Here is a 10,876-nt window from a genome sequence, read left to right on the forward strand (position 1 = left end):
ATTTTATAATACATTCTAACACTTTTTCCTTAACTTAATGGCAGTGCAGTTGGTACGCGCTTTGCCTTTTAACAGATGTAAAAGCACAATTATTACGAACAACATTCCACCAACAACTGATATAGCGCCACCTATAATGAAGCACGTGCGTGCTAACATTGACGAAATGCTTGGCAGATCTGCAACCTTCCTTAAAGCACCATATCCACCAAGCCACACAAGGCCAGTAATATGGAGAAAATGCCCTACACTGTAGGCATAAATCTGTAATCTTACCATGGAGTTTTTTACCTCTTTAAAGTTTAATTTGGGTAACAGCCAATAAATGAAATTCATAAAAGCTATAGTGATCCCAACTACAGAACCGTGATAATGAGCGGGAATGGTGACATTTCCTTCAATAGTCAACACTCCGAGCACATCTCCATAAGTGAACAACAAAAATGAATGTAATAAATAGTTGCTTTTATCATTAATAAAAGTTCTGATGTTGCAGCACACTAATATTATCAAAAAGCACGGCAAAACTGCTCCAGCAATTCTCATATGCCAAGTAAAAAACTGTATTAACTTGGCACTATCAACTGGATAAACAAAATATACAAACGGTGCGCCTACAGCTAAAATCGTGTTTATAAATAGTGGTAAAATAGTAATTTTATTGCTTGAAGCTAGACTAATATCATTGGAACTTAGCATTATTAAATAGACTAAAAACATTCCTTGAGTAAAAGCAAACTGCAATAAATGTCCGCCTCCCCAAAAGAGATATTCGTAAAACAAATTCTTATCTGAGTGATATAGACCTGGAGGCATATTATTATATGCTAAAACAAAGCAAAGAAATGACGATACAAGTATAATAACTAGCCCAATTTGCCCAACAGAGAGAAATGAAACCTCTTTTTTTGATGTGTATGCTAGCATTGTATTTACTAATATACTGGCAATAAATAAACTGAGTCCAAGTAAAAATAATTTGTTTTGTAATACGGGAATATAGTTACTTTTGATAACTTCAGTGTTTGGAACGAATGCGGATATAAACATGAGCAGCATCGAAAGGGTTGATAGAACCCATGAAAAGTTAAACCAACTATTGGTATTTTGTAGGTTTATGATAAAGAGCAGAGATATTATAGAGCACATCCACACTAAAATTGACAAGTTCACGTGTATTACCAGCGCATTATCAAAAATATATTGTGCAGAAGGAACAAGAGAGGAGATAAAAGGCAATCGTAGAAAAATAACAATTATTGACAGTAACCCAGAGCAAGCAAGGGCACATACTGCTAAGAACATCCATTTTCTACAGAGCGGAGCGTTGTCTTGTATATTAAGCACAATCTTTTTTCTCAATTTTGTTCAATACAATATATAACACTGCAATAATACCTAAAACATAGCAATAGTATACGTGTGGCACGACTGCCAAAGGTGAAACTCCAGCAATAGTGCTAGCCAAAAGCAATTGAGCGCCATACGGTATTAATCCTTGAAATACACAAGAAAATGTGCCTAACCATGTTGCACTATAGTGAGGCGGTATTTCATATTTCTTAGCAATATCTCTAGCAATTTCACCACTAAAAATTATAGCGATGGTGTTATTTGCAAGTAAAATATCAAATATACTGACTATTTTTGCAATAAATAACTGCGCAGTTTTTTGTCCACCACGTTGTATCATAACCCAAGATGAAAGTTTATCTGCAAACTCCTTAGAATTTTTACCTACCAGTCCTGAAAGTCCGCCAACCATCAATGACAGTAGCATAATTTCATGCATACTCATAAACCCTTTGGTGATGTTTTGGCTTAAAAACAATAACCCATAATTGTTGTTATTTATAAATCCAATGATTCCAGCAAAAGTTATGCTTAAAACCAATGCCGTAAATACATTGATTCCAAAGTTTGCAAGCAATATAAGTATGATGTAAGGAGCCACAAGCAATAAAGAATACTCCTTAACTGAAATAGCAGCACTATTGCTTGAGCTATAAAATAATATAATTATTGTGAATATAGAAGCAATTAGTGCCACTTTTGCATTCAGTTTTAATTTTTTCTTTATATCAGCCTTTTGAGACATCACAGATGCAATTGTAGTATCAGAGATAATAGATAAATTGTCGCCAAACATTGCTCCTCCTACAACGGTTGCCACTCCTAAGGAAGGAGAAATCCCAGCTTGTGTCAGTTCAACTGCAACAGGAGCAATTGTTGCAATGGTGCCCATTGATGTACCAATAGCAGTGGAGATGAAAGCTGCTACAAAAAATAATCCTATGAGTAAAAATTGTGTTGGTATAAATGAAAGAGCCAAATTAACTGTGGCATCAGCACTACCGATTGCTTTAGTTACTTCACTGAATGCACCTGCAAGTAAAAAAATGATGCACATAGTGATAATATTACGATCTCTTACCCCATCTAGAAAGGCATACATTTTTTCTTCAGTATTGCCCTTGTATAAAACCCAACCCAGAGCTATGGCAGGAACAATGGCTACCAGTGGAGATAACTGATAAAAAGCATTTGACACGCCAAGAACAGTAAAATATATGCCGCTTCCTACAAAAAGAAATAGGAACAGTAAAATAGGCAAAAAATTTGTAAGATAAAACATACCTCAGCTCTGATAAACGCAAATCAACTATGATATAATTTATATTATTATAAACCACAGTTGGCACCTTGACCAATGTTTTTCTAGAAAGCAATCTACCAGAAAAGGTTTCCATGAAAAGGACTATTATAATATATCATCTACTTGAATTAAACTGGGAGATAGAATAAGTAAAAAATATGAATGACATAACAACAAAGCAAGTCATATCCTTATGGAATGCACAAGCTGGTAGATTCTTGCCGGATAAAAGAGAAATGGAGATTGATAATATTTTTTTAATCTAATGCTTCAATGTTTCCGACATAGGAAAAGTATCATCTTTACTTTCTATAGAGGAAGGCACACTATTTTGATTATCATCACCATCAATTGGAGTAGTAGGGTGCATTAAAGCAACTTTCATAACTTCATCAATATTCTTAGCAAAAACTACGTTGATCCCCTCTTTGATGCTTGCCGGAATCTCTTGCATATCTTTCTCATTTTCACTTGGTATAATCACAGTTTTGATTGATCCTCTGAGCGCTGCAAGCAATTTTTCTCTTAAGCCCCCAATAGCTAAAACTCTACCACGCAATGTCACTTCGCCTGTCATAGCAACATTTTTGTTAACTGGTATATTCGTCATAAGAGAAACAATAGACGTACATACCGCGCCGCCAGCAGAAGGGCCATCTTTTGGTACTGCACCCTCAGGTACATGTAAATGTATATCATTATTTTGGAATTTTTCGGGCTTTATACCAAAAAACAAACAATTTGATCGAATATAACTATACGCAGCTTTTATAGATTCTTGCATAACCTCTCCAAGCTTTCCTGTGTATTTTATTTCTCCCTTGCCCGGAATTAGGACTGATTCTATCATCAAAATATCACCACCTGTTTCAGTATAGGCGAGCCCAGTTACTATTCCTACTAAACTCTCATTTTCCGCAATGCCAAAGGTATATTTACGTACCCCTAAATAATCTTGTAAATTGTCAACCCCTACGGATATTTTCTTATTTTTATCAGTCAATATTTCTTTAACTGCCTTTCTCATGAGCTTTGCAAGCTCCCTTTCCATACTCCGCACACCACTTTCACGTGTATATAAACGTATCAACTCGTATAACGCCTCATTAGTTATGTCCCATTCCTTCTGATACAAACCATGCTCCTTCTTTAACTTCGGAATAAGGTGGTGTGTAGCAATACTGATTTTTTCATCTTCAGTATACCCGGACAATTGTATAATTTCCATCCTATCACGCAAAGGATGTGGTAAATTTAAGCTGTTTGCCGTAGCTACAAACATTACACTTGAAAGATCAAACTCAACTTCCAAGTAATGATCCGTAAAGTGTTTATTGTGCTCAGTATCTAAAACCTCAAGTAATGCAGATGCAGGATCGCCACGCGAATCAGAACCCATCTTATCTATTTCATCAAGCAGAAAAAGCGGGTTGCATGAATTAGCTTTTTTCATGTGTTGAATGATTTTACCAGGCATTGAGCCAATATAAGTTTTCCTATGCCCTCGTATCTCAGACTCATCACGCACACCACCAAGAGCTATGCGAACAAAATCTCTTCCTACTGCTCTTGCCATAGACTTAGCTAAAGAAGTTTTACCAACACCTGGCGGTCCAACTAAGCAAAGTATAGGACCTTTTATCTCTTTTACTCTTTTTAATACCGCTAAAAATTCTATTATTCTATCTTTTACTTTCTCTATGCCATAATGATTTTTATCTAAGATTTTCTTAGCTGCATTTAAGTTAATTTTTGCATCTTTGTACTTTCCCCATGGCAACTCAAGCAACCAATGCAAGTAACTAGATATAACTGTAGCTTCAGGAGAAATGGGATTCATTTTCTTGTATCTCTTCAAATCAGTTATAGCTTTCTCTCTTGCTTCCTGAGAAAGCTTTGTTTCATTTATCTTTTTTTCAAATTCATTGAGTATATTCCCTTCATCACCATTCTCAAATTCGCCTAATTCTTTCTGTATAGCTTTCAATTGCTCGTTAAGGTAGTAAACTTTCTGAGTGCTTTCAACTTGCGATTTAATTGTCTTATATAAACGTTTTTGTGCGTTCAAAATACTCATTTCTCTCTCAATAAAAGCAAAAGCTTTTTTTAAACGCTCTTCTGGGTCATAAGCCTCAAGTATACTTTGTTTATCTGATACTTTTATATTTAAATGTGAAGCTACCGTGTCTACAAGTTGGTCAACTTCTTTGATTTGATCAATGGAGTTAATGGCAACCTCGGGTTGATTTTTCTTGTTTAGCTTACACCAGCTATCGAACGCGTCTACAACAGACCGCCTTAAAGCTTCTAAATCAATATTGTCTTCATCTTCTTTATAATGATTGTCTAACTCTACCCTGGCTTGTAATAAAGTATGAGAGCTAATATATTCTACAACTCTTCCCCTTCTTATCCCCCGGATTATAACTTTTACTGCATTGTCAGGTAATTTTATTAACGGTTGTACAATGCTTGCTAACACACCTACTTCATAAAGATCTTCAGGCTCTGGATTATCAACAGAGCCATCTTTCTGTGCTACAAGAAAAATCTCATTTTGGTGATTACTACTACTTATTGCATACTCTAGTGCATTAACAGATTTTTCTCTGCCTATGAATAAAGGCACCATTATATTTGGAAAAATTACTACATCTCTTAAAGGTAATACTGGCAATGCAGTAAAACTAGAGCTTACAGCACGTTCAATGTTCATAATATATGCCTCAAATTAATCATTAACCGTTATAACATTGCCATTGTTATTATGATTAACCGTTGCTTTTCCTAATTCTACCATTTTCTTAGTGATTACTATAGTGCTACCTTCAAAGCCTCCGTTTCCAGATGTATACATAATGTCAAGCAAAAGTGACTCCAAGATAGCACGTAACATTCTTGCACCTGTTTTGTAGCTTATAGCCTTTTTAGCAATAGCTGATATTGCTTCATCTGAAAACTCAAGGTTTACTTTGCTAAACGCAAGCAATGCTTTGTACTGTTTTATTAGTGCATTCCTTGGCTCTGTCAACACATGTATTAAATCTTCATGATCCAGCTCATCTAAAACAGCAGTTATTGGAACCCGCCCTACAAATTCGGGTATTAAACCGAATTTGATTAAATCTTCAGGTTGAACATCATGTAAAGCATTCTTTTTCTTTTGCTCTTTAGACTGACTTATATCTGCTCCAAAGCCAACTGACGTTCCCTTTTTTCTCGCTTCAATAATTTTATCGAGGCCTTCAAAAGCTCCTCCACAAATAAACAGTATGTTACTAGTATCCACTTGTATAAACTCTTGTTGCGGGTGTTTTCGCCCTCCTTGTGGCGGAACATAAGCAACTGTACCCTCCATAATCTTAAGCAGAGCTTGCTGGACCCCTTCACCTGAAACGTCACGGGTTATTGAAGTGCTTTCAGATTTTCTTGTAATCTTGTCTATTTCATCTATAAACACTATACCACGCTGTGCTTTTACAACGTCATAATTTGCAGCTTGTAATAAACGCGACAACACGCTTTCTACATCATCACCCACATAACCTGCCTCAGTTAAAGTTGTCGCATCAGCCATAGCAAATGGCACATCTGAAACTTTAGCAAGTGTTTTGGCTAGCAAAGTCTTACCAGAACCAGTGGGACCAATAAGCATTATATTTGACTTCTCGATTTCAATATCACTTATAGCATGAAATTGTACCATGGATTGACAATGGTTATACATAGCTACAGATAAAACGTGTTGCGCGTGTTCTTGACCTACAACATGCTTGCTGAGAAAGTTTTTTATATCCTCAGGTTTCTTTAGTAATAGCTTCATATCAGATATACGATCTGAATTAAAAGATCTATCTTTCTTTTGACTTATTGCTTTATGGGATAATTCTATGCACTCATTACAAATAAACACCTTTAAACCATCCGAAGAGTTAGTAATCAATTTATCTACTTCATCTTGCGCCTTGTTGCAAAAAGAACAGTAGTGTAAATCATTATTGTTATCCATTAACCCACCTTTTGTTTAACTTTAATATTTTCAATTTCAATATCTGTACGCTCAGCTATCACCCTGTCAATTAAGCCAATTTTCCTTGCTTCTTCAGGATCCATGAATTTATCTCTTTCCATCATTCCTTCAATTTTCTTCAGTGAATTTCCAGTATGTTTTTCATAAATTTGATTTAGTTTTTTCTTAACTCGCAAAATTTCATTAGCATGTATTTCTATATCAGTTGCTTGACCATGATAACCACCAGATGGCTGATGTATCATAATTCTTGAATGAGGTAGAGAGTAGCGCTTACCTTTTGTACCAGCTGCAAGCAATAAAGAACCCATAGACGCAGCTTGACCTATACATAAAGTTGAAACGTCTGGGTTTATATACTGCATTGTATCGTAGATCGACAAACCAGCAGTTACAACACCACCTGGTGAGTTGATGTACATACAAATGTCTTTATCGGGATTTTCCGATTCTAAAAATAAAAGCTGTGCTACTATTACACTGGCCATATTGTCTTCAATAGGACCTGTTACAAAAATTATTCTTTCTTTCACTAGCCTTGAATATATGTCATAAGCGCGCTCACCGCGACTAGTTTGTTCAACTACAATTGGTATAAGAGTCATACCTTTTCCTATTAAATATTATCAAATAATTCCTTTAATTCTTTCACAGAAACAATCTGCTCTTCTTTACTAACTTTTTCTATTATATAATCTGTCACTTTATACTCAAGCGCTTGCCCTCTAACTAATTCTTGAAATTGTTTATTTGATTCAAAATGCTTAAGTACTCTGTCAAATTGCACATCTTTACTGACATATTGATTTACAATAACACTCAAAACATCATTTTGAGTTAATGATATTTTATGTTCTGCACTAAATTTCATAAATAACATAGCAAGCTTTACACGTTTTTCAGCTTCTTTACGAGAATCATTTTGAGCACCCAATTCTCCTTCCATTCTTTGTTGCTCCTGTTTTACTATGTCTGTGGGTAAATCAAAACTATAATTAGCATCCAAATAATCAAACAGCTCCTTTTTAATTAAGAGATTTCTCATTTCGGTGCACTGATCACCAATCATTTTTTTTGCATGATTTATTAGCAAAGAATAATCTTTAAACCCAATACTCTTAGCTATTTCATCATCATTTTCAAAATCTTTGGCAATTTGAATCTCATTAACTCGCACAGAAAAATCAGCTTCCTGTCCTGCAAGGGAAATGGCTTGGTAATTTTCAGGAAATTTCAACTTAAAGTTCTTTGTTTCTCCCTTTTTCATACCAGTTAATTGATCTTCAAAACCATTAATAAATGTGCCAGACCCTAAATTAACGGCAAAATTTTTGCTACTTCCACCTTGAAAGAGCTTATTCCTAATCCGCCCTTCAAAATCAATTATCAATTTATCCCCATCTTTCGCTTGATAAGAAGCATCATCAACAGAGGCAAAATTGGGGAACTTTGTTTTGATAGAATCAATAAATTCTTTTATATCTTCCTCTTCAATCTTTGCTTCAATTTTCTTTAAGTTTATTTTGTCAAGATCTATCATCGGTACTTCAGGCATCGACTCAAAAGATAGCTTGTATACAAAATTGCCCTCCTCATTTTCTTTGCCCAGATCTGGTAATGATATAACATCAACCTTAGGATAAATGTGAGACTTGACTTCAATTTTTTTCATCAAATCACTTGAGCAATAATCAATTGTATTATTTATCACATATTCCAAAGCCTCGTTTTTATAATTTGCAACAACAAGGTCATAGGGCATCTTTCCAGCCCTAAATCCAGGTGATTTTGCATTTTCTGCTATCTCTTGCAACCTGGAATTTACCTTTTGTTTTATATAATCACTACCAACTGTGATTTCATACTCATACTTTAGTTTATCTATACTAAGCTCTTTGTAGGTATATACGCTACTTACTTCGACTGTATTTTGAGGTATATTATTAGACATCATAATTCATTTATTAACATTTTAATTCATATCTTAATAGAGTCATTTTACCAGAATTTAAGTTAAACACAATCCTTAAGAACAGGTTTTTACACAAACAAAAATGTATTTAGTGATTATAAATTTTCCCTTAAAACCTAAGTTACATGACTTTAAAGTGCGGATAGAGGGACTTGAACCCCCACGAGCAAGCTCACCAGGACCTAAACCTGGCACGTCTACCAATTCCGCCATATCCGCAAGAAATTTTCAGTACCCTATTATAGGTATTCCATTAAAAATATTCAAGGTTTAAAGTCTTACTTAATTTATGGTATTTACACAATCAAAAAAGCTTATTAACATTTCTTAATGAAAGCTCTAAACCCTGAAAATCAATAATGAGATTAATAACAAGCTTCTTACTCGCAATTTTTTTGATTACACAAAGTGGTTGCACAACCCTTATAATAGGTGGTGTGGTGGCTACAGCGACAGCAACAGCAATAACAATGCAGGACAAATCCTTGGGAAATATCATTGATGATACGACTATGGTCATCAGAATTAATAAGGGGCTCTTAAAACATGGGCTATTTTCATCCATAAAGGTTAAAGTAAGTGAAGGAAGAGTATTGCTCATTGGAAGTGTTGACACTCCTGAAAAACAACTTACAGCAGAAAAAATAGCTTGGCAGCAAAAAGAAATTAAAGAAGTGATAAATGAAATAAGAGTAATACCAATTCAAATGGCTTCCATGCTAGACACCACTGTAGATGGCATGATAACAGCGGAAATAAGAACAAGACTCCTGGGAAAAAGAAATATTAAGTCAATTAATTATAGCGTTAATACGGTTGATAGAGTTGTTTATTTGATGGGTATAGCCCAAAATAAAGCGGAATTAAAAGCTGTAATAGCAATTGCAAGAAAAGTAAAGGGAGTAAAACAAGTTGTAAGTTATGTACGATATAGGTACAGTAAGTTACGCCATTAGGCAAAAATCGCTTTCAAATTATAACATTTGTACAATTGTGACAATAGGTAGAGAACATAAATGAAAGTTGCCTTTCAGATGGATGAAAATATAAATTTTGAAACTGACACTACATTCGTGCTAATAAAGGAAGCACAAAGGAGGAAGCACGAAGTTTTTGTCTATGCTCCTAACAATTTAGCACTAAAGCTAAACCATCCAATTGCTCTGGCTCAGAAAGTCAGCGTTGATGATTTTAGTTTTATCTCTAAAGAGGATGTAGCAATCAACTTGAATGAAATGGACATCATATTTATCAGACAGGATCCACCCTTTGATATGCGTTATATTACAACAACATATATCTTAGAAAAAACCAGCGCATTGGTAATTAACAATCCAACAGAAATAAGAAATTGTCCTGAAAAATTGATAACTTCATTATTTCCAGAGCTAATTCCGCCAACTTTGATTACTGAAAATATATCAATGATTAGAGATTTCTACTACAACTATCAAGATATTATTCTGAAGCCATTGTATAGTTATGGAGGAAACGATGTGATAAGAATACAAGATGAGAATAGTATTCAAGTAGTAGTGGATCTCATGATAGCAAAATACGAATGCCCTGTGATTGCACAATCATTTTGTAAAAACATAGATAAAGATAAAAGAATATTGCTACTTTATGGCCAACCAATTGGTGTAATGAAACGAATTCCAAAAATCAGTGGAGAGATCAGAACAAACATGCGACTTGGAGCAAGTTTTGAGCCCGCTCAAATGAACGATAGAAACAATGAAATATGTAACAAAATTGGTCCTGAATTAAAGAAAAGAGGGCTAATATTTGTTGGTATTGATATTATAGATGACTTCCTGCTCGAAATTAACACAACTTCACCCACGGGAGTAGTTTATATCAATAAATTGTATAATATATCGCTAGAAAAGGATCTTTGGGACGTGTTTGAAGAAAAAGCAAGCAGCCATCAACTAAACCTGTGAACAATCACCTTAACAAACTCAGTAGTCCCATTCTTTATCCCTGTTTTTTCTGTACTATTGGTCATATCACGCAATTTTTGAGAATTATTTAATAGATCAAATAGTACCTCTGTTAGATTTTTTTTTGCTTCACTATTCTGCTCAACTATTATAGCTGCTCTCGAGTCTTCAATATATTTTGCGTTATAAAATTGGTGATTATCTTTTGAGTAAGGGTAAGGAATATATCACTGCCATTAAGTTAAGGAAGGAATGGTAAAAAACGAACCAGA

Annotated in this window: 8 protein-coding genes, 1 tRNA gene and 1 pseudogene; 2 read left to right on the forward strand and 8 right to left on the reverse strand. The window is 34.7% G+C overall.

The window, feature by feature from the left end; genetic code table 11:
• Positions 1–15: 15 nt before the first annotated feature.
• The 7 genes from DEF52_RS05490 to DEF52_RS05520 all read right to left on the reverse strand — a co-directional run bounded on the left by DEF52_RS05490 (position 16) and on the right by DEF52_RS05520 (position 8,877).
• Entirely contained in the window at positions 16–1,305 is a 1,290-nt protein-coding gene (locus tag DEF52_RS05490; RefSeq protein WP_179951368.1) for a cbb3-type cytochrome c oxidase subunit I, read from the reverse strand.
• Between the two features lie 34 nt (positions 1,306–1,339).
• Positions 1,340–2,635, reverse strand: a complete 1,296-nt coding sequence (locus DEF52_RS05495; protein WP_151808081.1) for a Na+/H+ antiporter NhaC family protein — start codon at positions 2,633–2,635, stop codon at positions 1,340–1,342.
• A 283-nt stretch (positions 2,636–2,918) separates the two neighbouring features.
• The gene (lon, locus tag DEF52_RS05500) at positions 2,919–5,372 is read right to left on the reverse strand and encodes an endopeptidase La (RefSeq protein WP_151808082.1); all 2,454 of its coding nucleotides are present in this window, start codon (positions 5,370–5,372) and stop codon (positions 2,919–2,921) included.
• Positions 5,373–5,387: 15 nt separating this feature from the next.
• Positions 5,388–6,665, reverse strand: a complete 1,278-nt coding sequence (clpX, locus tag DEF52_RS05505) for an ATP-dependent Clp protease ATP-binding subunit ClpX (RefSeq protein ID WP_006279985.1) — start codon at positions 6,663–6,665, stop codon at positions 5,388–5,390.
• Positions 6,665–7,291 (reverse strand): ATP-dependent Clp endopeptidase proteolytic subunit ClpP, encoded by a 627-nt coding sequence (gene clpP, locus DEF52_RS05510; RefSeq protein ID WP_006280254.1) that lies wholly within the window; start codon positions 7,289–7,291, stop codon positions 6,665–6,667. Before clpP ends, clpX begins: the two co-directional genes overlap by 1 nt.
• A gap of 11 nt (positions 7,292–7,302) precedes the next feature.
• Positions 7,303–8,637, reverse strand: coding sequence for a trigger factor (gene tig, locus DEF52_RS05515; RefSeq protein ID WP_151808083.1), 1,335 nt, complete (start codon positions 8,635–8,637; stop codon positions 7,303–7,305).
• A gap of 158 nt (positions 8,638–8,795) precedes the next feature.
• Positions 8,796–8,877: transfer RNA gene (locus DEF52_RS05520), tRNA-Leu, on the reverse strand.
• 140 nt (positions 8,878–9,017) lie between these two features.
• On the opposite strand from DEF52_RS05520, the gene DEF52_RS05525 reads away from it, so the two are divergent.
• Both DEF52_RS05525 and gshB read left to right on the forward strand, forming a co-directional pair.
• A complete protein-coding gene (locus DEF52_RS05525) occupies positions 9,018–9,614 on the forward strand; it encodes a BON domain-containing protein (protein WP_006279461.1) in 597 nt (198 codons plus the stop codon).
• Positions 9,615–9,674: 60 nt separating this feature from the next.
• Positions 9,675–10,604, forward strand: a complete 930-nt coding sequence (gene gshB, locus DEF52_RS05530) for a glutathione synthase (RefSeq protein ID WP_007549071.1) — start codon at positions 9,675–9,677, stop codon at positions 10,602–10,604.
• On the opposite strand, the pseudogene DEF52_RS05535 reads toward gshB, so the two are convergent.
• Positions 10,589–10,831: pseudogene (locus DEF52_RS05535) on the reverse strand (glycosyltransferase); the annotation flags it as partial. The gene gshB and the pseudogene DEF52_RS05535 overlap by 16 nt on opposite strands.
• Between the last annotated feature and the right edge of the window lie 45 nt (positions 10,832–10,876).

The organism is Wolbachia endosymbiont of Nasonia oneida (assembly GCF_009012935.1).
Lineage (GTDB): Bacteria > Pseudomonadota > Alphaproteobacteria > Rickettsiales > Anaplasmataceae > Wolbachia > Wolbachia pipientis.